The sequence below is a fragment of the Parabacteroides sp. CT06 genome, from assembly GCF_002257605.1.
In the GTDB taxonomy this organism is placed as follows: Bacteria; Bacteroidota; Bacteroidia; order Bacteroidales; family Tannerellaceae; genus Parabacteroides; species Parabacteroides distasonis.
Genome location: NZ_CP022754.1, coordinates 2,371,537 through 2,394,492, shown reverse-complemented (window position 1 = coordinate 2,394,492; position 22,956 = coordinate 2,371,537). Strand labels below are relative to the sequence as shown.

Sequence of the window (22,956 nt, the reverse complement as noted above, 5' to 3'; positions counted from 1 at the left end):
CCTAATTAATTATAAATTTCAGTCCCACCCCGAATTGGAAATGAAAATGCCCGCTGTCATTTCCCCAAAGACAACGCTCACGGGCATGGAACAGCAATACTACCTGATTGGTAAGATAGGTTTCTATCTCCAGTGATACAGCACCTCCATAGATGAACGCATCCCCGGCACGCAAGCGTGAGCCGTCGAACAGCGTACTTGTACCCCAATTCACGGTTTCATATCCCGCCAACGCCGAAGCGCCGGCATAGCAGAGGAACACCTTGTTGGCATCCGAGAGGAAATTATAATAATAACCGCCTTCCGCAGTGAATTGGGAAATCGGGACACGTATGTCCTTGTATGGGTAATACTTTTGGAGATACTCACCCCCGAATACCCACTTATGGCAACCGTTCACATACCTGTCCATCCCCAGCCCGAAATGGTAACCCAGCTCGTTACGCTTGTCCACCGTATGAAAACCGTCCGTCATGCCGGCAGTAATACGCAACCCTCTTATTCCGGGCAGACAACGTTGGGCATGTGCCTTGTCCATCAGGACAAAGCACAAAAACATACATATAATAATAGATAGCCTTTTCATCTTATTTCACCTTTAGCTCGTTAATAACTTTAGCACGGATCAACTCGGCATTGGTCAGGATAAACTGCTGATGTCTTCCCCCGTTCTGCTCGTTCATCTCGACAATCAACTGCTTGTCATCCGGCAAGGTAAATTTAGGTAAGGTAAATACTGTCCGTTCATTGCTTTTTCCATGAACTGTCGTCACATAGTTGAAAGCACGAAGCGGCACGATAACCTGCTCCTGAATGGCAGTACGTTTTGCCACCTTTTTATCCACCACCTTAAAGGTTATGAAGTCAATGGAGAATGGCACGTTGGAAGCGTTCTTCAGTTCCGTATGGAAATAAAGCAGACCGTTGTGTGTATAAATCCCCTTCAAAATATATTGGATACCGAAGCGTTTACAGCCGATATGCTTCACCAGACGCTTGTTATTGTCATAAACGGACTTCATAATCAGCCGTACCAATAGCGGTGACTCGTTGCCGAGTTCTGTAAGATAGATTTCCTGCGAGTTGTTCGGTCTGTTCACCGCCTCGCCATCGTGGATGAAGTCTTTCATCTCGATATTCAATTTGGTCGGCTCATCTGCATACTTCACGTTGAACGTATAATAGCTGCCATCATCCGTGATCACTGCCAGATTGGTTTCACGTGAGAAGTCCCTCAATGCCGCTTTCACCCGAAGCACGTTCTCCGAACCATCCGCTTTACCGGCAAGAATATCCGCTGATCCTAAATCTACATACTTGATAGCTGCCGGGAAGATAAGATGTACTGTTTTATTGAATGTTACCTCCAAAGCGTATGGAGGAATCATCCGGTCAAATGTCACCGGTCGTGTCAACCCGTCAAACAAATCACCGGTGGACGGACTGCGTCTTGCATTCTCCTTATCCGATAGTGGCATGGTTTCCGTGTCTTCGGAATCCGCTGTTTTTTCCGTGTTATTTTCTGTCTTTTCCACTTTCACGGTCTTTTGTGCATAAGCACCGGTCATACCAATGGCAAAAGCCATCATTAAAATTACTCTTTTCATGCTTGTTACTTTTATTTGGTAATAAATTGGATTTGAATAGTTTATTGTCTTGACACGAGCAATAGCTCATAGTCCGCCTTCAAAGTCGCTTTGGCAGTTCTGAATTTTGTGGAAAGATATTGCGACGCACCCTGTATCACTCCTTTGCCTAAGTCCGCAGCGAACTGCGCACCGGCATTGGTGGAAATATTAATGCTGCTTCCCATTGTCGAACCCATGTTAGCCGCCATTTCCTTGACAGCGGTAAGCTCTTGCGATCCCCTGACCTCAATGCCCTTCATGCCTCTCGTGTCATAAGCGTCCAGCTCCACCGGCAGGATTGTTCCTTGAAAGGCAACCGAAGAAACGGTGATCTCCATACGCTCACCGCTGATTTTCGCCGTGCCGGTCAGTATCGTGTTAGCGGGTATATACAACTCTCCGGCCTGTATTGGCTCTAACAAGCGGAGTCCCACCTCCTGACCATCGTTGCCCGCAACCGTTACCGTCTTGTACACGCAGGCACGGATACCATTCTTCTCCGTGCGGCTTTGGACACTCCCTACCGTGTAGAACCCCATGTTTCTGGGCTTGCTGTATTGTTGGGTGAACTCTTCATCGGACAGTGGGGCAGCCAATAGGCTGACCACCTGTTCCGCTACCTGTGTAACCGGACAGACCGGAGTTTTACCCGTAGAGGAAGACACGGCGACTTGTTTGGCTTCGCCACCGCCGCCCGGCATGTACTTTGCAGCCATTTCATAGGACTTCTCCATCAGCCGAAGTTGTTCCTCGCCGTTTTCCCTCGCCTGACGCTCTTCCTCCGCCTGACGCTCCAGCTCCTGAATACGCCATTCCAGTTCCAGCGTTTTCTGATCATCTCCTTCAGGTCGTGTTTCATAAAAACTACCCAACTGCCGGTTGATGTCTTGGTAGGCATTGGCGGAGGAACGGATAGACGAACCGTCATTATTCGTGTTTTCTTCCGTAAGGAATACTCCATCCGTCATCGGCTCTTCCCGTTCCAATGACACCGCCAGATCTTGAAGCATGTTCATTTTTTCCCTTTGCCTCTTTTCAAAGTCACTTTGTTCGTAGGCGGTCTTTTTATCCGACAACAACCCTTTGTCCTCCGGCATCGGAACGTCCACGTTAAATCCTTCCCTTAATGGCTCGTCACGGTCTGAAGGAGCGAATATCAGCCACATCGCTCCCAGAAACACGAGAAAGAACAGTGGATACACGAGCATCTTCTTCCGTCTGCGTATCTCTTCCGGAGTCAGAGGCTTGACTTCTTTTTTATCCTTTTCCGCTTTTTGCCCCTTCTTTTCCGCCTTTTCAGGCTTTGTAGCGTTCGTCGGTTGCCGGTCCTGATTTCTTAGGTTCTCCATAATCTACCTGATTTTTAATGTTTATACTATCCTTATTTATTCCCCTATGCAGTTCCATCTGCCTGAGATGCTCTATTTGCAATTGTTCTCCCTCACGCTTGCCGATATGGTATATTGAAGATACCGTCATGTATATCGACAAACAGCCGAAGCCGATGAGCATAACCACTACGCAGATGAGCCGTACATCGGGCGACATCCGTCCGCACAGATAGCGGAGTCCGTCGTCTATCCTGTCAGGCACGTACCTGATCCATTTCTTCAATCGGTTCATTCTTCGTTTTTTTTAGTTATCGTTCAATGGTTCTCAAATCCCTGTTCTCCAAAATATTGAATTGTTCCATCGTAAAGCCGTGCGGATTATTGTCCGACCTGACCGAGTTCAACAGCCGGCAACGGGTGACAAGGCTTCGTTCCGTGATGTTACTCGACCTGACGAGCGACTGCCGTGCGTAAGTCGTCACCACGTATGGATAATGATTGAAATCGCACGCCACACTGTCCACCCGGATGCTTTGGTTAATATTTGCGGAAATGATCCGGTTATAATACCCCTTTTCCTCCCAGTCCTTGTAGTAGCGGAACGCACTCTCATCGCACAGGAATAACGCACGGCGGATATTCGATTCGATAGCCGCCTTGTCGGGTGACAAAGTAAAAAACAGTTCATGAAAACGCCGGATATGTTCTTTCGCCTCCACCGGCCGGTTCTGTGAAAGGTCTTGGGAAAGAGCCAATATCAGGGATTTCCCATTGTCAAGCACATAGATCTTCTCCCTTTGCCGTTCTGCAAACCGATAGGAACTCCAAAGCGCATAGCCGGTAACCAGCGCACAGAGCGAAACGAATACGATACCCATCGTACGGATTTGCCGGAAGCTCGTTTCTATATTTTTCAAACTTTTAAATTCCATATATTCCAAGATTTTACTTTGATTTATTTTCCTCTTAGCTTACCGGCCACATGACCGACAGAAGCACCCGTGACCGCAGCTGCCGCACGGCCACCCTTCATCGACCAAGAGTTCACCTGCTTGCCATAGTTTCCGGCTCCCGATGCCTGAATCACCCATGTCGATACAGTCGGAATAGTGAAATATCCCACAATGGCTATCAGCATGAAGATGATGTAAGCGGAATTATTTACGTCGGGTACATAAGTAGGATCACTCAGTGCGGCGATGTCCTTCTCGATCATCAATACCTGAATCCTTGCCAACACGGAACTGAACAGGTCGGATATAGGCAACCATAGATAAATGCTGACATACTGGCAAATCCATTGGATCATCGTATTATGGAAACCATCGTACACCGATATGGCGAACGACAGGGGGCCCAAAATACTCAACACAATCAGGAAGAAGGTTCTTAGCGTGTCCAGTATCAGCGATACTGACTGGAACAGCAGTTCCAGAAAACTTCGGAAGAAATTACTCATGCTCTGTTTGGCCTGATATTTGATGCGTTCCATCGCCATGCCCGCCATTGCTTTCAAATCCGAAGGCGACCATCCCAGATCCTCGATCTGACGTTCATATTCCTCATTATCGACCAGATACGCTGTTTCCGGATTCCTTTTCATCGCCTCGTATTCCAGCTTCTGCCGCTTCTCGGAATACTCCCGTATGCTCAGCGTCTGACCTTCCATGATACCGTGACATCCGGTGACCACCGGACTCATGATCCCGTTGATAGTCCCCAAAACGAATGTAGGAAAGAACATGATGCACGCTCCCAAACAAAAAGGTCTGAAAAGCGGGTAAATGTCAATCGGCTCAGCTCTCGAAAGAGCCTGCCACACCCGTGAGGCCACATAAAACAACGCACCCAGCGCAGCCACTCCGGTTGCCACTCCCGTGATGTCCGAACAGAGTGGCATCATCTCGTCATAAAGGTTACGCAACACTTCGTGAAGGTTGCTGAAAGTTTCCTCGCCTGCCATGTCACCAGTATCTTTGATTGTCCGTTCCGTACAAGTCCAGCACCCTTTGGGTATCGTTCTTCTTTTTCGCACGCAGGTAAGAGATACCGATGTTTCGGTTCGTGTAATACCTGACCAGATTACGTTGGTTCCTCACGTCACGATACACACGGTCGATCACGTCCATACGTTCTTTATCCGTCATGGAAAGACCGGTGGCGGTCACAACGGTCTTCATCTCGTTCAGCATAGCGCTACTCTCTTCCAGCATCTTCGCATACCCGGAAGCGATTGCCGAAAGCTCGTCCGGTGTATAGTTCTCGTCCGTCAGCATTTTCTGGAAAGAGTTTACATAGATGTCCGATATTTCACCGACCAGAAGAACGGTCTGCTGTACCTTGCGGGCATCCTTCACCAGATTGTTGACCGCTTTCAAAGCGTCATAATAACGCTTTCCCTGTTCGTAGATCTTGACAGTTTCCTGAAAATTCTTCACCATATTTTCTGCCGTCGTCGTGGTTTGCAACACGTTACGGGTTGTATTCACGATGCTTTGTGCAAGGTTCGAGGGATCGAATGTTACCCATTGTGCTTTTACCGTCATGGTCGAGCAAAGCAGCCCGACCAGACAAACAGCCATTATTCGTTTCATGTCTTTTTAAATTTTAATGTTAAATAAATCAGATAGTTGTTCCTGCCATTTTACAGGAGAACCGAAGTTCTCCCTTTTTCCTTATGAATCATCCGCACGTATATATATCCCTTCGGTAGCCAGCACCAGACGGTCTTCCTCCCGGTCATAAGCGAGCTGTACCCTTCCCAGCAGGTCTGCCCAGATGATGCCGCCACTTCGGTGGATCGTGCCGACCACCACCGCATCAAGATGGTAGATCAGGGCAATCCTGTATGCGCCACCGTCACGGAATACTGTGACGGGCGGTGATTTGCGGTTGCTCTTCCACTCCCCACATATCCAGTAGAGCGGAAACAAGTTTTCATATTCCATAGGCATTAGGTATTTCAGAGCTTTGGGCTCGTTTCTTTTCCGCAAGCCTCTTGATAGCCAGCTCGATGTTGCCGTCCAACTGTTCCGCCAGTTGTTCCACTTCCACCTTCTCACTCTCTTCAGTCGTGTAGCACATATATTCCTCAAGCGATACCTCTGTGGCGTACACCGTTGACTGTACGCCTCCCAATCCGAACCATACCTCCTTGTATTTGCGTTGCGGATCATTGGACATGTTCACCGACAGGATTTGTGCCTTCTCCTTGTCCGTCAGACCGAGCAGGGACTGTATCTGCGAGAACTTGTTAAGATACTTCCTTTGGTCAAGCAAAATCTTGCAATCGCTATTGTTCACAATGGACTCCTTCACGATAGGCGAGGAAATGATGTCATCGACTTCTTGCGTCACGACAACCGCTTCTCCATAAAATTTGCGGACAGTCTTAAATAGATAGCGGATATAATCCGCCATCCCCTCCTTGGCGATAGCCTTCCACGCTTCCTCTATGATGATCATCTTGCGCACTCCCTTCAAACGGCGCATCTTGTTGATAAACAACTCCATGATAATGATAGTCGTCACCGGGAAAAGAATGGGGTGATCTTTAATTTGATCGATTTCGAATACAATAAACCGCTTGCCGAGCAAGTCAAGCTGCTTATCGGAGTTAAGCAGAAAATCATATTCTCCGCCACGGTAATAAGGCTCCAATACATTCAGGAAACCCGCAAGGTCGAAATCCTTTTCCCGTACCTGCTTCTCTTCCAGAATCTTTCGGTAGTCCGTTTTTACGAACTCGTAAAAGGTGTTGAACGAGGGAATGATACTTTCATCCTCCTTGATACGCCTGATATACAGAGCCACCGCATTGGATAATGCCACTTCTTCCGAACGTGTCGCCGGTTCATTGTCCTTTTTCCAGAGTGTGAGGATCAATGTCTTGATACTCTCACGTTTCTCTATATCGAAAACTTTATCATCCGTGAAAAAAGGATTGAACGCTATCGGGTTTTCGTCCGTATAAGTAAAGTAGATACCATCCTTGCCCCCAGTCTTTTGGTGTATCAGCGAGCAAAGCCCTTGGTAACTGTTTCCCGTGTCGATCAATACCACGTGTGTGCCCTGTTCATAATACTGCCTTGCCAAATGATTCATAAAGAATGATTTGCCGCTTCCCGAACCACCTAATACGAATTTGTTTCGGTTGGTAGTTACGCCACGTTTCATCGGCAGGTCGGAAATGTCCACGTGCAGCGGTTTCCCGCTGATGCGGTCTGACATCTTCAGCCCGAAAGGTGAAACTGAGCTGCGGTAGTTCGTTTCTTCCACCCAGAAACAGAGAGCCTGTTCGATGAACGTGTAGAAACTCTCCTCCGCCGGGAAGTCCGCACCGTTTCCCGGCATCGCCGCCCAATACAGTGTGGCGGCGTCCACCGTGTTATGGCGTGGCTTGCATTCCATCATGGCGATCTGACTACCCACGTCATTGCGCATGTTCTTCACCTCCATCGGGTTATCCGTCCATGCGATAATGTTGCAGTGGGCACGTACCGAGGTAAGCCCGAACGAATGTGCGTCATTCAGGTACAGGTCAATCCACTCTTTATTAATCTGGTTGCTCCGTGAGTACTTCGAGAGCGACTGCATGTTGCGTGCGCTCTTCTCAAAACGTTGCAGGTTCTCGCCGCTGTCATCCAGAAAAACATACTGGTTGTATAGATGATTGCACGAGAGCAGCAGACCTACCGGACTGGCGAATGACAGCTTGCAGTCGCTTTTGTCCGTTGATAATCGCTCATACCGGCAGTCCGTACCCACTTTGTTGGGTAACGCATCCAGTTCCGAGAGCGTATGCACCGAAACGTGCTTGTCACCGACACGCAGGCCGTCATCTCCGAGTTCAATGTCTTCCAGCGTAGTGGTATCTGCCATTGACAGACAGAAATATTTCTCCACCAGTCCGGCCTTATCCTCCGTACCGGTAATCTCATCACCGCCAAGCCGTCTTAGACGCACCAGTCCCGTATCGTTTACGATCCGGGCGAATTGCCCCACCGTATCCAGAAAATAGGCGGTAGTATCTTTGTCCACCTCTTTGGGGATGATGAATCCTCTGCACAGCGAAGAGAAATTGCTCTGCATCCTCATGCGCTCTTTCGTTGTCTTGGTCAGGTACAGATAGCATTTATGGTTCAGGAAAGGTCGCTCATTGAAGTGCAGCTCGTAACTTCGGGAAAGGAAACTTAAATTCTCCTTGTCTGTCTGGCTGCGGTAATCCTCCCGGATAAACCAATCCTGCTTATGTACCACTGTATAATTGGGCAGTACCTTGATGGCCTTTGCCCATGCCGCATGGATAGCCTCATACTCTGCCGCCGTCACCGTGAAGAGTTCGGGTAGTTCCACCTCAAAGACGGCGGTGATGTCCGCATCTTTGGAAATGATACAGTCCGCTTCGACAGCGAGAAGCGGAAACTTGCTTTCCAATGTGGCAGCTTTTAGTGTGTTCCGCATACATTCTTCTTTTTAATCGTGAATAACTTTCGGGGACTGATTCGGTTGATCAGGTAGCGGGGGTGCTGTTTCTTGGCCAACAGCTTCATCAGCCCATGTTCTCCGAACTTGCCGTTCAAGTAAAATGTCAGCCAGACCAATACGGAAGCGGACGTTACACCGAAAGCTATGCAGAGCCATTGACCGATTCCGGCCATATAGAGAATGACAAACAGCACGAACAGGGCCAGCAGCCCGCCGGCAAAAATGAAAAGGTATTGCGCCTTGAGTCCCTTGAACTCCGCACTCTCGCCGATCCCCTTGTTCAGTTCATAATCCATATACATTATTATATATAGGTGAATCTATCCCTTAGAGGAAGAACGAACGCAGGATAGTGGCGGCGACAATCAAAAAGATGCACGCACCGAACCAAGAGGATGCCACCTTGCTCACATCCGGATCGCCGGAGCTAAACTTATTGTACACTTTAATCCCTCCGACCAAGCCAATCACGGCTCCGATGGCATAACACAATTTCGTACCCGGATCGAAATAGCTCGTGACCATCTTGGTCGCTTCTGTGATACCGGCTGAACCATTCCCTTGCGCATAGAGCGAGCCTGTAGCGATCAGTATAACCGCCACGAATACAAGTCTTTTCGTATTCATAAAATAATTGGATTTGAATGTGGAGCACGACGGTAAAAGAACCCGCCGTGTCCTGTTGTTAATTAAATTTGTTTGGGGGTTTCTCGTGGGAAATAAATAGGTGGGCTATCCGTAATCTCTTTCCTTCATGTACATTTTACTTTATTCGTTAGACAATATCACTGAGGGAAAAAGTATCCGGTATGGTTTCTGTCGCCGATTCGCTGTCCGGGCAGCTCCGTCTGCGGTATGCCGTAAGGTGTAACTCTATCAGCGAGCCGATCCGTTCCTCACGTTCTGCATCACCGGAGATCAGTTGGTCGAACATCGGGGTGTTACGAAGCTCTGCCAGCGTCTTTCCGGCCTGAAGCCTTTCCTCTTCACTGGCTGCTTCACCACTGACCGCTACACGCACCGCCAGTCCCATGTCCTCGAAGCGGATGCCCGTAGCTTGCGGTGTGCATCCCGGCAGGCGTTTGTCCTGCTCGTCATCGTCTATCGGAGGATCATCATCAGTCGGTTCTTCCCGGAACTCCAAAGGGACATCCATATCTTCCATCAATTCCAGTTCTTCCGGCATCGAATCCCCTTCGGCAAACAATTTGTCCAGTTCCTCGGCGGAAACTATTTTCGGGTACTTTTCCTTCTCCGATGCAAAAGTATCGGCTTCATTTACAGGTTTTTCATTTTCATTTTTTCCGGGTATTTGTGGCGTGGAGTGGCTAAGAGAAAATGTACTTTTGCCTAAAATATCACTTACGTCCACCGCCATTCGGGTAAGAATCTGCTCGGCTTTTTCCGCTCTCTTCTTTCGGTTGTTCCGCTCGTAACAGAGGTAGGCGACTATCCACAGCAGATAGCCGCCGATAAGTAAGAATAAGGTTGCTGACATGGTTTCTGGGGGTTAAAACAGTTCGGTACTTCGTTTTTTATATTCCTTCGTGATCTCGTCTTGGTAGGTGGCAAAGTGCTGTTCCAGCACATTGTCCACATAGCTGAATATGGACATCTCGTTGTTCCCGATTGTCTGGACAATCTTCTGAATCCGTTCGTGGAACTCTTTACGCAAGTAGATGGTCTTGCCAAGCCGTGCGCAGACCGGTGACTCATGGATGAACAGACGGACATATCCGTTCTCTTCATCGGCCTGTCTTTTATTTCCGGCCACTTGCACCTGTCTGTCTGCCGGTCGTTCTTCTTTGAACGAGGCGACTATAGAGTTCTCGTCAATGTCCGTCAGGTTTATTTTTTTCCGTTCGTTTCCCATAGCCTACTTTTTGATAATGGACAACAATTCTTCCGTAATCTCTTTCAGGTTACTGCCTTTGACCAGCGTACTGTCCGCAGGGAACAGCGTGGAACGGAACAATGCCTTATGTTCTCCCGTCAACTCACGGCGGAACCGTTTGCTGTCCGGCAAGAAGGTATTCAGCACTTTCAATCCCAGTTCGCCGATCACTTCTTCATACACCGTGTACAGTTCCGATTTCTCCCGACCGTCCACCATGTTCCACAGCAGGTACAACCCTTTGATATTCGTCTTGCCCGTAGCGATCAGCGTATCATTCAGCCGGCTCGCAAAGCGGAGTGTACTTTCCATCACCACCCTGTCGGCAGCAATGGGGGAAAAGATATAGTCCATGTTCGCCAGCGTGTTCAGCACGCCCGTGCTGTTTACCGTACCCGGCAGGTCGAAGAACACGATGTCCGTTTCCGGCATCTTTTCCAACAGTTCGTCCGCTTTCGTGATAGCGTCCTCGGCCGTACTCTCCGCTATCGGATAGGCTTTCTTCCGTATCCGTTGCAGTTGCTTGTACGCCATCAGTTTATAATGTTCGTCCTCTATGACCGTTTTCAGGTCACGTTTTCTCATCTCGGCAATACTGTGTTGCGGGTAGTCGCAATCCACTACCGCCACATTCATTCCTTTCACATAGTGCAAGTAACTTGCCACCAGCACGGTCAGCGTTGTTTTTCCTGCTCCGCCCTTTTGAGTGGAAAAGGCGATAAAGAGTGTTTCTTTTTTCATGATGCAGTTTGTTTACAAGTGATACTTTTGAATCTACGCCGCAAATAAAGAAGGAAAAAGAGGGAAAATTCATAGTTGGGAAATGGCGAGGTTCGAGTGGCCGGCTCCTGACATAGAATGGCTGGATGAACAGCTAACCGACCGAAGGATTATCCGTCTGATTAGCCAATCGGATACTTGTCCGACCACACATGATATTACTGGATTGTATTGCCTATCGGATAACCAGCCAAGAAAACAGCCGAACAATAAATAAACTGTCCGAACAAAAGGTTATCCGCTTGGTTGGCTGGTCAGCCACACCAACGTTGCAATAGCTAACCGTCTGATTGGTTACCTGACCGATTGGTCGTTCAGTTAGTCAATCGGTCATCTCGCCATCATTGACTGCCCGTTTCCCCTTTGTTCCACCCCATGTGTACAAGTGGCTATCATTTGGCGCAATTTGGCTAATATCGCTGATATACAACAAATTATACAACCATATAACTTTGCGCCATCCAACCGGGGAATGGGTCGTTTGCTTCCCGCCGGTCGTTAATCCCCGCTTTCCCCGAAAGCGTTCTTTCCTCTCCGAAGAGGAAAGATTTATGTTCACCAGAACATAGCAAGCTGTGTTTTTTGCAGCACCACTCCGTTTTGCAGCAAAAAACGCTTGCCCTTGCAGGGGGCTGCAATTTGCTCCGAAGTCGCAAATTGTGGGAGGGAAGCTAACGGCGGCAATTCCATCCGGGTGGAATTGTACCACATAAAAAATGTATATATGAACAACGAGAAAAAGCATCCCCACACACGGGGGAAAGGGGGCAGATTACCCAAGTCGAACCCGGCCGTCCACCGTGAAACCGTCAATCTGGACGAAGCCGGTCATGCACGGTTTCTCACCATGTTTGAGCAGTCCGGCCTGTTGTCCAAATCCAAGTTCATCGCCGCACGGATCTTTAACGAAGAGTTCAGGGTGATCCGAACAGACCGTGCCACAATGGAGTATGTAGCCAAGCTCACGGAACTGTTCCAGCAGTTCCGTGCCATAGGAGTAAATTACAACCAAGCCGTCAAGGAGTTACACATCCATTTCACCGAAAAGAAAGCGTTGGCACTGCTCTACAGACTTGAAAAGCTCACCCTTGAACTCGTGGAGTTGAACCGCCGGATTGTCGAACTTTCCCAAAAACTCGCCTCACATGGTAGCCAAGATCAGTGTGGGTAAGAATCTATACGGCGCATTGGCCTACAACCAGAACAAGGTCGATGAAGGCGGAGCGAAAATCCTCTCCACGCATCTCCTTCGCTATCCCGAAGACGGGTGTTTTCGCCCGGATGAATCCATGCGGCAGCTTCTCGAATGGATGCCGAGCCATTACCGTACCGAGAAGCCGGTCATACATATCTCCCTCAATCCGCATCCCGACGATATACTGACTGACGAGCAACTGGCGGAAATCGGTAGGGAATACATGCAACGGCTCGGTTATGGTAACCAGCCCTATCTTGTTTTCAAGCACGAGGACATCGACCGGCACCATATCCACATCGTTTCCCTGCGTGTCGATAGTGAAGGCAGGAAAGTTTCTGACAAGTTCGAGCATCGCCGTAGCAAAGAGATTACCGAATTTCTGGAACAGAAATACGGCCTTCATCCGGCGGAAGGTCAAAAGAAAGGTGAAGAGTGGCAGCTGAAGCCGGTAGATGCGGCCAAAGGGGACATCAAAAGACAGATAGCCCGCACGGTCAAACCCCTGCTCAAACTTTACAGCTTCCACACAATGGGCGAGTTCCGTGCCTTGCTTTCCCTGTATAATATAGGTATGGAAGAAGTGAAGGGAGAAATGGGCGGACGTACCTATCATGGGATACTCTATACCGCTCTGGACAACAACGGCGAAACGGTAGCCACTCCCATCAAGTCCTCCCGACTGGGCAAAATGACAGGAGCGGAGCAACTGGACAAGAAGATGCGGGAAGCCACCGCAAAAGCCAAGTCCGATCCGTGCCGTGAACGGATTCGACCGTTAGTGGCTGACGCTCTGCGTCGGTCCGTAGACGAACGGGATTTTCGTGACCGCTTGGCAAAAGAACAGATAGACTTGGTTCTCCGCCGCAACGAAACCGGCAGGATTTACGGTGTTACCTTTATAGATCATCGCAGCCGAACCGTGCTCAACGGCTCACGTCTGGGTAAGGAGTTTTCAGCAAATATGCTCAACGAACGCTTTCAGGAACAGCCACAAAATCTCATGCCGCCACTTCAGCCACCCGTTCCTCCTGTTGTGGATCTCGAAAACGGGGAGAAAATTCTGGGAGGGTTGCTTTCCGGCATGGAGCCGGAACTGAATTATGTACCCCGGCATCCCAAGCTCCTGAAACCCGACAAGAAGAAACGCCGGCATCGTTACGGTCGTCAGGACTGACCCCGTATTACAGAATCATTTATTCGATAACTTTTAAAAATTCAGCATTATGTCACAAGAAGATGATCTTCGGGGACTGGCAAAAGTCATGGACTTTATGCGTGCCCTCAGCGTATTATTCGTAGTGGTCAATATCTATTGGTTCTGCTATCCCTCCATCCGGGAGTGGAACGTCAATATCGGAGTGGTGGACAGGATTCTGCTGAACTTCCAGCGCACGACCGGATTGTTCGGCTCCATCCTTTGGACAAAACTCTTCTCCGTTACCTTCCTTGCTCTCTCGTGTCTGGGGACGAAAGGCGTAAAGGAGGAAAAAATCAAATGGGAGCATGTCTGGACAGCCCTTTTCGCAGGTTTCGTCCTCTTCTTTTTCAACTGGTGGTTGCTCGGACTGCCCATACCGTTAATGGCACGCACCGCCTTTTATATATTCACTCTTACTGTCGGTTACCTCTGCCTGCTCGCTGCCGGTGTATGGATCTCCCGTCTGCTCAAACAGAATCTCATGGACGATGTATTCAATAACGAGAACGAAAGTTTCATGCAAGAAACCCGTTTGATTGAAAATGAATACTCTGTAAATCTGCCGACACGGTTCTATTATAACAAGAAATGGAATGACGGCTGGATCAATGTCGTGAACCCCTTCCGTGCCTCCATCGTATTGGGAACGCCCGGTTCGGGAAAGTCTTTTGCAGTGGTAAATTCCTATATCAAGCAGCAGATAGAGAAAGGCTATGCCGCCTATATCTACGACTTCAAGTTTCCCGACCTCTCTACCATTGCTTACAATCACCTGATCAGCCATTTGGAGGGGTACAAAGTGCCGCCGAAGTTCTATGTCATCAACTTCGACGATCCCTCACGCAGCCACCGCTGCAACCCACTCAACCCGAAGTTCATGACCGACATCTCCGATGCTTACGAGAGTTCGTACAGCATCATGCTCAACCTCAACCGGTCGTGGGCGGCGAAACAGGGTGATTTCTTTGTCGAGTCACCCACCATTCTCTTTGCCGCCATCATCTGGTTCTTGCGGGTGTACAAGGACGGCAGGTATTGCACCTTCCCCCATGCCGTCGAGTTCCTCAACAAGCCTTACGAGCAGATTTTCCCCATCATGTCCTCTTATCCCGAATTGGAGAACTACCTCAGTCCCTTTCTCGATGCGTGGTTGGCGGGAGCTGCTGACCAGCTCATGGGTCAGATCGCCAGTGCAAAGATACCCTTGTCCCGCATGATCTCACCGACACTCTATTGGGTGATGTCCGCCGACGAGTTCTCTTTGGACATCAACAACCCCGACGAGCCGAAAATCCTCTGCATAGGCAACAATCCCGACCGGCAGGCAATCTACGGTGCTGCGCTCGGTCTGTACAACAGTCGTATAGTGAAGATTGTCAATAAGAAAGGTAAGCTGAAAAGCTCCATTATCATTGATGAACTACCCACCATTTTCATCAAGGGGCTGGACAACCTGATAGCCACCGCACGCAGTAACAAGGTCGCCGTACTACTCGGCTTTCAGGATTTCAGCCAGCTTATCCGTGACTATACCGACAAGGAGGCGAAGGTGATTATCAACACGGTGGGTAACCTCTTTTCGGGGCAGGTCGTGGGGGAAACAGCCAAAACCCTCAGCGAAAGGTTCGGCAAGATACTCCAGAAACGCCACTCTATCTCTATCAACCGGCAGGACGTTTCCACCTCCATATCCACCCAGATGGATAGTCTTATTCCACCCAGCAAGATCAGCGGGCTGACGCAGGGAATGTTCGTCGGCTCCGTTGCCGACAACTTCGGAGAGAGGATTGAGCAGAAAATCTTCCATTGTGAGATTGTTGTCGATGCCAAGAAAATTGCCGAAGAAGAAAAGACATACCAAAAGATACCCGTTATCACCAACTTCGTGGATGATGACGGAATGGATCACATGAAGGAAATGGTACAGGAGAACTACAATCGGATCAAGGAGGATGTCAAACGGATCGTGACCGATGAATTGGAGCGCATCGCCAACGATCCCGCTCTAAAGCATCTCTTGGAACTGAATAAATGACAAAATCCCCTGTAAACCATAGTGTTTACAGGGGATTTTGTCTGTTTCGGAAATCAACTTACCTGCTACGGTAATGTTTCTCGTCATCTTCTTCCATCCGTTTGAGCAGCACTTCACGCAGGCGGTCAATGAAGTAGGTTCGTTCGTCCGCCTTTCGCCTGCGTATCCGTGCGTAGTAGCTCGAGGCGTTCTTCACGTCTATGCCCAGCAGCCCGCACACGTGTTCCACTACACGTTTCAGCGTGACATCGCCGTCGTTGAACAGCTTCAGTTCATGGCAGGCGTACAGCAACTCTATCAGGTTGATAACGTCCGAAGTCCAGATAACCGGCGGGGCACCCGTCGGTGCGGCTGTTTTCACCGAACCGGCCGGGTGTATCTCATAGGCGAACTTGCAGTAGGCTTGCATCCCTTCCAGATAGGTCAGCGTGCCGATAATATAGGAGTAGCAGATCAAATGTTCCTTCTGTGTCGTGCGGTAATGCTCACGCAGGATGACCAGCCTGCAACTCAGGTATTGCAGCTGGAAAAGGACAATACTGATGTCGCTCTCCGCACGTTGCAGCTCGTACACTTCCTTTACAAACTCTGTATTAGCTTTCGAGAGTGTTTCCTCGTTGCTGTTCTCTTGTCCCAGCAATAGGAGATAAGGGGTAACATTGAATAATCTCATAATGTTTTTCGTTTAAGTATGAAAATGGCTTCAATGTAGGGGCTTTACCTGACATGCTTGTTCCGCTTTTCGCCGAAAATACCGATGGCTATTCGCCCAGATAGAACTAACGGCGTTCCTTGCACAATTCATCGTACAAGTCTTTATGCAGCTCGCTCGGACTTTGCTTCATCTGCTCCATGCAGAACTCCCAGAAACGGTTGGCAGATACGAACCCGTTCTTCTCGGCTATCTCTATCAGCGGACGGTCGTAATAATACTTCAAGTCCCTCCGTATCTGTTCAATGCGTTGCTCTTTGAGCCACTTGTTGGCGGAGCGATGATAAATCTTGCGGAACCTCTCACGGAAAGTCGAAACACTCATGCAGAACATTCCGGCAAGTTCCTCTACGCTGTGCGTTCGGTAACTGTAGCGGTTCACCTTCATTCGGAAGACGGCGGTAAACAATGGCTTCAACCGTTTCTCGGCAAACTGGAAGTCCAGCTCGGTGAGGGGCGTGTACTGTCGGCTGATCTGTTTGCGCCGTTCCACAAAGAAATAGTCACACACCTCGTTGCACATATTGTACAGGGGTTGCGGCGTACCGGTACGATACAGCACCTCACATAGATAAAGCATCTCCGGCGTGCGGTACGCTTTCCGGTAAGGCTCGACGAAATGGTGCAGCAGGTCGTTCTGTATCTCCACCTCTTTGGAGAGGGAGAGCAGCATCAATAGTGGCTGATACTCCCTGCATGATACCGAAGGCAGTTCGGGCAGTTGTTCCATCTGCCGCAGGATATGGCGGCACAGCTCCGTGTTATGGGAGTAAGGTTCCAGCACAAGAAATTTTTTTGTACTTTTCGCCTTTAACAGCGCCTCCACATCCACACGGAGCGTATGGGTTATTTCTCTCAGTGATTCCGGTGCGGTTGTCACCAGTTGTTCGATAAATTTTGTTTCCATAATAATGTGTTTATTATAAATCCATGATGTATCCCATCTGAAATTTCACAAAGATAACCGCCATGATATGGTAACGACTTCCGCTTTTCGCCGGAAATATTTCCGTGTCTGGAAATAGAATTAAATTTTTACCTTATCCTTTATAAAGGAATAATATACCAGATAGTATGTGTTTTGAAGTATCTATTCATGGACGGCTACGGCTGTCTAATTTATTTTTATAGACTCTACAATTTTCAAAATTTCAGATTCAGAACTATCATCAGACGTTGTAGTAGCAATGATAAAACTTTCCAATGTTTTCTTATTCATATGAATAACAATATTCTGATTTATATAGATGTTTCCACCACCTGCTACTGCACATTCCATCTTCCCCGAAACCTTTTCAAATACTTTTCCATGAATATTTATATTTTCTACTCGAAATTCCTCCATAGACTTGGTCAACAGATCATGCATATGTTCCATCGCTTCTTCTGAAGGTGCTTTAAGGTAGCTGACGGTTAAACTATTGACACCATCTCCTTGAAGTTGAAGTATCTGCTTCGTATCAGACTTTTTTATTGTTTTCCAAGTTGATGGATATTGGCAACTGAAGCCACAACTGCTATTGACATATTCTTTCATTCCGTTGACTAAATCGGTTTCACTCCCGGTAAAAGTAGAAACATCCGTTGTATTTTGTGGAATCTGGAAGGAAGCATTGGGCTCTGCCTCAATGGCATCTCTTTCGAAAAAAGCGTTTTGCGCATATTGTTCGAGTGTACCATTATCCCACATCTTTCTGATTTCCACAAAATCTGCTGGCAGGTTGGATGTCTGTCCCACAAAAAGAAAAGCGAAGATTAACACAAAAGAAATTTCTGTGAGTGAGGTACAAAGGGTTGAAGCCTTTTTCACCGCATATCGGTCGGTCAGCAGATATAGGATACCTAATACGACTCCGGATATAAGTCCGCCAATATGGGCGGCATTGTCTATGTTTTCCACCCTTATACCGGATGTAAGGTTATAGAAAACAAAGAAACCGATACTGTACAACAAGGATTTACGTTGTCCTTTTTCTATCTTGTGATGAAATATCAGATAGGAAAGAAATATGCCATAAAGTCCGAATATTGAACCGGAAGCCCCGGCACTTATGATTTCTGGATGTATGGTCAGGCTGGCAAGAGCCGAAAACAATCCTGTCAGAAGATAAGCACTTATAAGCCTTCTTCCACCGATAAGCTGTTCCAGAAATACCCCGATATACAGTAATGCGTACATATTCATAAGTATATGAATCACTCCTATATGGATGAAATTGCAAGTAACGGTTCTCCACCAATCACCGGTAAGTGTAAGAGGACCGAAATCTGCGCCCCATTTTATGATGGATATTCCCGTAGGGGCTATCAGGCTTACTCCACATATTGCCATGATTACAAATAAGGCGACATTGATATAGGTAAGCAGAGGCGTTGCTATATTCCCTTTACGGATTGTCAAAAGCGATCGCAAGGATGCGTTCGCTTTTTCGTCCATACTCATAGAAGCATCCTTATTTTCTTCAAAAGCAGAGAAATCTCTACATGTGTTTTCTCTGTCTGTATCAACAATGTATGATACGTCTTTCATCTTATCCAAAAGAGGCATGATACCATTGACCTGTTTGAATAACACTTCTTCTGTATATACGGGAATCAGTTGATAAATGGCTACCGAATCTCCATTGGGTAGTTGGCAGTTTTCCGCCCCGCTATCCCGTTCTTCAGGAACGGTGAGCAGGAGGGATGTCATGGAGGTATCATCATGTAACGGTGTACCATCGGATAGTGAGTGTCCACACGTGATCCATGTATTTCCCTGCTGAAGCCATGATGCGCATCGCAGAAGCCAATCAGTTGGCCACACATCTTCCGTATTCCATGTTGGAGGCATACACATACAAAACTCACACCTCGAAGGAATTTCCTTATCCGGCACTGGCATAACAGAAGCTCCTACTCCACAGGTGACCAGTGTATAGCAGTCGAATCTGCTTGTTGGTTCGATGATGAGAATTTCCACTCCAGACGGTGAGACAATGCTTTTGGTGATACCTTTAATACCACCATAGAAATGACGGATATGAGAAAGTACGGTATTCTGCTCTTCTAAGGTATATGCACATGCGGTGTTGTCTACGGCCTTGGATACATTTGAAGGCATATTGTGACTGTTTTGCACCTGTTGCATGGCTGCTATGAGTTTGTCAAGGTTCTGCTTGTTCTTCCCCCAGTCAAAGAGCTGCATGGATGTACATACACTTGTAGCGAGAAGCAGTCCGTCTTTCCCGTCTATTACAGAAAGAACTACCTTTTCTTGCCACGATCTCAAACTTGCAGATGTATAAAATTCAGCTTCTTCACTTTTTATATTACCCGCTTGCCAACCGAGATGTTTGGATGCTTCAATAGCAAGAAGCATCAGTTCTTCGGAAGAATATCCGGCTAACTCTATTATTCGTTCACTTTTAGGTCTAAATCCTGTTGCCATATTTACAATATTATTATGTATAAAATATTCTTTTAAAGCTACCAAGTTGGTTAGAAACTTATTCTTTTCCTTTTCAGTATATCCGCCAACCAATCAGGAATGAACTTTTCCGCCCGTGGATATTTACTGAAATCTTCGCTAAAATCACTATCGCTAAATGCCTTTTTCAGTTCTTCATATCTCGTATCGTAACCAAATCTTATATCCATATTATTGCCTTTGTCTATTGTTATTTTACATAGATAGAAAGCCCCCTCTTGCGGGCATAAGGAATACATCAGGTCTTTGAGTTTTTCTATTTTTCCTGAAAGGTGTATTGTAACATTAATACCAAGACGAAACTGAACTGGCTCGTTTCCCCTGTAATAGTAAATGTTAGTATAAGATGTGCTTTCAACGGTATAACAGTAAAAATCACATTTACTCCACTGGGCATAAGCCACCATTTTTGCCAAAACGTCCTTGATGCCGTTTACATAAGCACAGCATTTTTCATCATCTTTCCAAAGATTTAGTTGTGTACGATAAGGAATGTATTTGGCAGACGGTGTTACTTTGCTTGTTGAAGCGGGATATGGCAGCCTGTCATCTGAACAAGCAGTTTTGATACAATCGGTAAGATACCAGCTCCAAAACTCTTTATTACGCTCGTCATCAATAAAATCTAAATCGACAATACCGCCATTATATACTAAACTTGCAAGGAAAGCCGTATCCCATTCATCCGGATCTTCTACTTCTTCATCGGAATCGTAATCACTGATAATACTGTTTGCATCTGAACCGGCATCATAGGCTGCATGAACAGCAACCTTGGCTGCAAACGAGGCTGTCATATCATCTTCGATGTAATCATCAGCAAACATGTCCAAATGGTCGGCATCGTTCAACAAATCCTTTTTACTCGTTTGTCCAAGCAGATATTTCTCCGTTTTTTCTATCAGTCCGATTATTTCCGTATCATTCCTGAAAAAGTCATTCCATATCGGATATACTTTCAATGCGCATAAGATACTTACTCTTCCAATGACAAGTGGTTCATTGATAGCTTGTAATATCGCACGTCTTGTGGGCAAAGATAAATGCCCTTTGTTTGAATGATTGACCTCATCCAAACCTTTGCTTATCAAAGAAGTTATTGTTTCTAATGATGTAATCCGTTGTTCCATATTTGATATATTATTTTTCCATCATGCGTTATTAAGTAACAGATAAAAAGTCGCCACTTGTATAATCGTAGAAACGACATAGATGCCGTAGTAGAGCAGATACCTTTTCTTTTTCTCAAACTCGGTGAAATATTTCCTGTATTTGTCCTTCTTGAATAAGAATATTTCATTGATATAATATCCGAGCCCCCCGGTGACTATAAGAAATGAAATAAAAAGAACCTCATTTCCAAAAATGACAGCCCAAATGTTTACCCTGAAAATCTTGGTGCAGGCAAAGCCGACAAGGCAGAGCATCCAAATACTGATGACACACGAGGTATTAAGTGCCAACATGCTGATATAAACATCAGTACCTTTATCCATTCCGGCTGCTTCTTGTCTCTTATCAAACGAAATCAACCGTTTTATATAGCTGTTTTCCCATTTCGAGAGGCTTAGCCAATAGAGAGGATTTATCATCCTATGATGAATGAAAAACAGCAACTTATAAGTGCAGTAATAATTTATATTGTAATATTTTTCCAATAATTTCCTCATACCTTAATAGTTTAGCAGGGACGGTTTGCCCATTAATAACATATTATTCGTTCCACCTCACGCAATCCGTCCAACCCCATTCGTCGAACAGCCATGTTTCTAAGAAGAAAAGTACAAAGGGTAGTAGGTACAGAAAATATACCTGTACTGCGCTGACATGCTTAGAGCGGCGGTAGTGGTTCAACAATGCCTGTACACGAGCTTTCCTGTATCGTGCAAGAATAAATACACAAATAAGTAAAAACATCGCACCTAAATAGCCAAGACGTAAGGACGACCATTGCGGTACACTGTCAATCAGGATAAAGTTGCTGGGAAGAACCACTATCCACCACCAATACCAACACAGGAGTATGAAGCCTGACATCCGTCCTTTCTTCTTGCCCCAGACTTCTCCTTTGAAATACAGGTAATCAAAGAAATAATACCTGTAATTCGTTCGGTTTGCACGCTGCTTCACTTGCTCAAAATAGTTATCTGTCTTTTTTATTCCTTTCTTCATAATGAATTGTTCCATGTTTATATCAGAATCTTTCCAACTCTCTTTGCTGTGATAAGGCTACTTATATTGTTCTTTAGTTTTCAAGCCGGATAAGCAGAAAGTAACCGCATACTATTATTAATACTCCAATTCCCAAGCCGACAATCCAAAACAGCCAACCTGAATACAGGAATATGATATCACTGTATTTGATCTTTTTCTTTTTAATCAGTCTGCACCAAAGCCAAACTGCAATTTTTCCAAGATTATAAAAGTTACCGGGCGAACTCATTGTTTATTAATTGTATATTTATATTTTTCCTTGTCGATATAATGCTTCTATGAAAAAGACTATCAAGGTGATGGCTATATACATGGCGAGTACCCATATTCCAACTTTACGTTGCATAGGATTCTCATCATCATACTTAGCTATAACCTTTTTATATCTATTCTTGATAAAGAACCGACCGCTCAACCATGCGATTAAACTACCCTCAATAATATAATATTGAACATCAGAAGGATATGCTACGATACTGTATTGAGTTAATATTCCCCACACAATTAACACATTGGTGCTTAGGATAACCGAGAACAGAAGCATAGCCATAAATGCGGCTCCCTCTGCCAAAGAGGAACAAAGCCACAATCTATAAAACCGATAATATAAATAATCTATCATAAGGTGTCTCTATATTGTTGTTAATTAGAAAATTGTTCTCACTATCCATATCCCTGTCAGGAACAGGATTAAAGGAAAAAATAGTATCATCCATACCGGAATTAGCTTGTTCCAGCTGTTGCCCTTGTATTTCAAAAGTATGGCAGCAGTCCTTTTGTGGGTATATCGCAAATAGAATATGACAAAGCACAAGACAGAAACGCCTCCACCGATAACTGCTCCCTGAGAAGGGGTAAAGTTCTTCCTCGTAAAAATCCAATAGTCAGGTAGTACACTGGCAAAGAAGATACTGAAAAAGAACAATACAATTACAGAAACCATGCAAAGTACACCGCAAGCACTGAAACGTGCTGGTTCGTTATATTTTCGATATACCACATACAATCGA

At 46.5% G+C, this 22,956-nt stretch carries 24 protein-coding genes; 3 read left to right on the top strand and 21 right to left on the bottom strand.

All coding sequences use genetic code 11. The features are described from left to right. Position 1 precedes the first annotated feature (1 nt). The 14 genes from CI960_RS10420 to CI960_RS10355 form a co-directional block, all read right to left on the bottom strand. Positions 2–586 carry a conjugal transfer protein TraO gene (locus CI960_RS10420; RefSeq protein WP_036614168.1) on the bottom strand — a complete coding sequence of 195 codons (585 nt, stop codon included), beginning with the start codon at positions 584–586 and terminating at the stop codon, positions 2–4. 1 nt (position 587) lies between these two features. Continuing rightward, complete coding sequence (gene traN / locus CI960_RS10415; RefSeq protein ID WP_080707587.1) at positions 588–1,607, bottom strand: conjugative transposon protein TraN; 1,020 nt, start codon at positions 1,605–1,607, stop codon at positions 588–590. A gap of 41 nt (positions 1,608–1,648) precedes the next feature. After that, the gene (gene traM, locus CI960_RS10410) at positions 1,649–2,977 is read right to left on the bottom strand and encodes a conjugative transposon protein TraM (protein WP_036614165.1); all 1,329 of its coding nucleotides are present in this window, start codon (positions 2,975–2,977) and stop codon (positions 1,649–1,651) included. Then, the gene (locus CI960_RS10405) at positions 2,925–3,251 is read right to left on the bottom strand and encodes a TraL conjugative transposon family protein (protein ID WP_024986824.1); all 327 of its coding nucleotides are present in this window, start codon (positions 3,249–3,251) and stop codon (positions 2,925–2,927) included. The genes traM and CI960_RS10405 overlap by 53 nt, the downstream gene beginning before the upstream one ends. A 16-nt stretch (positions 3,252–3,267) precedes the next feature. Continuing rightward, positions 3,268–3,891 (bottom strand): conjugative transposon protein TraK, encoded by a 624-nt coding sequence (gene traK / locus CI960_RS10400; RefSeq protein WP_024986823.1) that lies wholly within the window; start codon positions 3,889–3,891, stop codon positions 3,268–3,270. 23 nt (positions 3,892–3,914) lie between these two features. Further along, positions 3,915–4,922, bottom strand: a complete 1,008-nt coding sequence (traJ, locus tag CI960_RS10395) for a conjugative transposon protein TraJ (RefSeq protein ID WP_036651044.1) — start codon at positions 4,920–4,922, stop codon at positions 3,915–3,917. A gap of 1 nt (position 4,923) precedes the next feature. Continuing rightward, positions 4,924–5,553, bottom strand: coding sequence for a DUF4141 domain-containing protein (locus tag CI960_RS10390; protein ID WP_036614157.1), 630 nt, complete (start codon positions 5,551–5,553; stop codon positions 4,924–4,926). Positions 5,554–5,634: 81 nt separating this feature from the next. Beyond that, positions 5,635–5,907: a DUF3876 domain-containing protein gene (locus CI960_RS10385; protein WP_024986820.1), complete on the bottom strand. Its 273-nt coding sequence runs from the start codon at positions 5,905–5,907 to the stop codon at positions 5,635–5,637. Then, positions 5,897–8,422, bottom strand: a complete 2,526-nt coding sequence (locus CI960_RS10380) for a TraG family conjugative transposon ATPase (RefSeq protein WP_057327756.1) — start codon at positions 8,420–8,422, stop codon at positions 5,897–5,899. Before CI960_RS10380 ends, CI960_RS10385 begins: the two co-directional genes overlap by 11 nt. Further along, positions 8,407–8,742 carry a DUF4133 domain-containing protein gene (locus CI960_RS10375; RefSeq protein WP_024986818.1) on the bottom strand — a complete coding sequence of 112 codons (336 nt, stop codon included), beginning with the start codon at positions 8,740–8,742 and terminating at the stop codon, positions 8,407–8,409. The genes CI960_RS10380 and CI960_RS10375 overlap by 16 nt, the downstream gene beginning before the upstream one ends. 31 nt (positions 8,743–8,773) lie before the next feature. Next, positions 8,774–9,073, bottom strand: coding sequence for a DUF4134 domain-containing protein (locus CI960_RS10370; protein WP_024986817.1), 300 nt, complete (start codon positions 9,071–9,073; stop codon positions 8,774–8,776). Positions 9,074–9,221: 148 nt separating this feature from the next. Next, positions 9,222–9,944, bottom strand: a complete 723-nt coding sequence (locus tag CI960_RS10365; protein ID WP_036617877.1) for a hypothetical protein — start codon at positions 9,942–9,944, stop codon at positions 9,222–9,224. A gap of 12 nt (positions 9,945–9,956) precedes the next feature. Then, complete coding sequence (locus CI960_RS10360) at positions 9,957–10,319, bottom strand: DUF3408 domain-containing protein (protein ID WP_024986816.1); 363 nt, start codon at positions 10,317–10,319, stop codon at positions 9,957–9,959. Between the two features lie 3 nt (positions 10,320–10,322). Further along, positions 10,323–11,081 (bottom strand): ParA family protein, encoded by a 759-nt coding sequence (locus CI960_RS10355; protein ID WP_024986815.1) that lies wholly within the window; start codon positions 11,079–11,081, stop codon positions 10,323–10,325. Positions 11,082–11,844: 763 nt separating this feature from the next. On the opposite strand from CI960_RS10355, the gene mobA reads away from it, so the two are divergent. From mobA to mobC, 3 genes are read left to right on the top strand one after another with little or no spacing between them, the layout of a single operon-like run. Further along, positions 11,845–12,291: a conjugal transfer protein MobA gene (gene mobA / locus CI960_RS10345; protein ID WP_024986813.1), complete on the top strand. Its 447-nt coding sequence runs from the start codon at positions 11,845–11,847 to the stop codon at positions 12,289–12,291. Beyond that, positions 12,266–13,492 (top strand): conjugal transfer protein MobB, encoded by a 1,227-nt coding sequence (mobB, locus tag CI960_RS10340; protein ID WP_024986812.1) that lies wholly within the window; start codon positions 12,266–12,268, stop codon positions 13,490–13,492. Before mobA ends, mobB begins: the two co-directional genes overlap by 26 nt. A gap of 46 nt (positions 13,493–13,538) precedes the next feature. After that, positions 13,539–15,551 (top strand): conjugal transfer protein MobC, encoded by a 2,013-nt coding sequence (gene mobC / locus CI960_RS10335; RefSeq protein WP_168166623.1) that lies wholly within the window; start codon positions 13,539–13,541, stop codon positions 15,549–15,551. A 58-nt stretch (positions 15,552–15,609) separates the two neighbouring features. Here mobC and CI960_RS10330 read toward each other — a convergent pair whose 3' ends face one another. The 7 genes from CI960_RS10330 to CI960_RS10295 all read right to left on the bottom strand — a co-directional run bounded on the left by CI960_RS10330 (position 15,610) and on the right by CI960_RS10295 (position 22,568). Beyond that, positions 15,610–16,224 carry an RteC domain-containing protein gene (locus tag CI960_RS10330; RefSeq protein WP_036617874.1) on the bottom strand — a complete coding sequence of 205 codons (615 nt, stop codon included), beginning with the start codon at positions 16,222–16,224 and terminating at the stop codon, positions 15,610–15,612. Between the two features lie 106 nt (positions 16,225–16,330). Further along, positions 16,331–17,170 (bottom strand): helix-turn-helix transcriptional regulator, encoded by an 840-nt coding sequence (locus tag CI960_RS10325; protein ID WP_036651041.1) that lies wholly within the window; start codon positions 17,168–17,170, stop codon positions 16,331–16,333. A 207-nt stretch (positions 17,171–17,377) separates the two neighbouring features. Next, a complete protein-coding gene (locus CI960_RS10320) occupies positions 17,378–19,693 on the bottom strand; it encodes a rhomboid family intramembrane serine protease (RefSeq protein ID WP_036617890.1) in 2,316 nt (771 codons plus the stop codon). 50 nt (positions 19,694–19,743) lie between these two features. Next, positions 19,744–20,862 carry an Imm5 family immunity protein gene (locus CI960_RS10315; RefSeq protein WP_024986810.1) on the bottom strand — a complete coding sequence of 373 codons (1,119 nt, stop codon included), beginning with the start codon at positions 20,860–20,862 and terminating at the stop codon, positions 19,744–19,746. A gap of 21 nt (positions 20,863–20,883) precedes the next feature. Beyond that, entirely contained in the window at positions 20,884–21,402 is a 519-nt protein-coding gene (locus CI960_RS10310) for a hypothetical protein (protein WP_036617869.1), read from the bottom strand. A gap of 43 nt (positions 21,403–21,445) precedes the next feature. Then, entirely contained in the window at positions 21,446–21,904 is a 459-nt protein-coding gene (locus tag CI960_RS10305; protein ID WP_024986808.1) for a hypothetical protein, read from the bottom strand. A 289-nt stretch (positions 21,905–22,193) separates the two neighbouring features. Next, positions 22,194–22,568: a hypothetical protein gene (locus CI960_RS10295; protein ID WP_024986806.1), complete on the bottom strand. Its 375-nt coding sequence runs from the start codon at positions 22,566–22,568 to the stop codon at positions 22,194–22,196. Between the last annotated feature and the right edge of the window lie 388 nt (positions 22,569–22,956).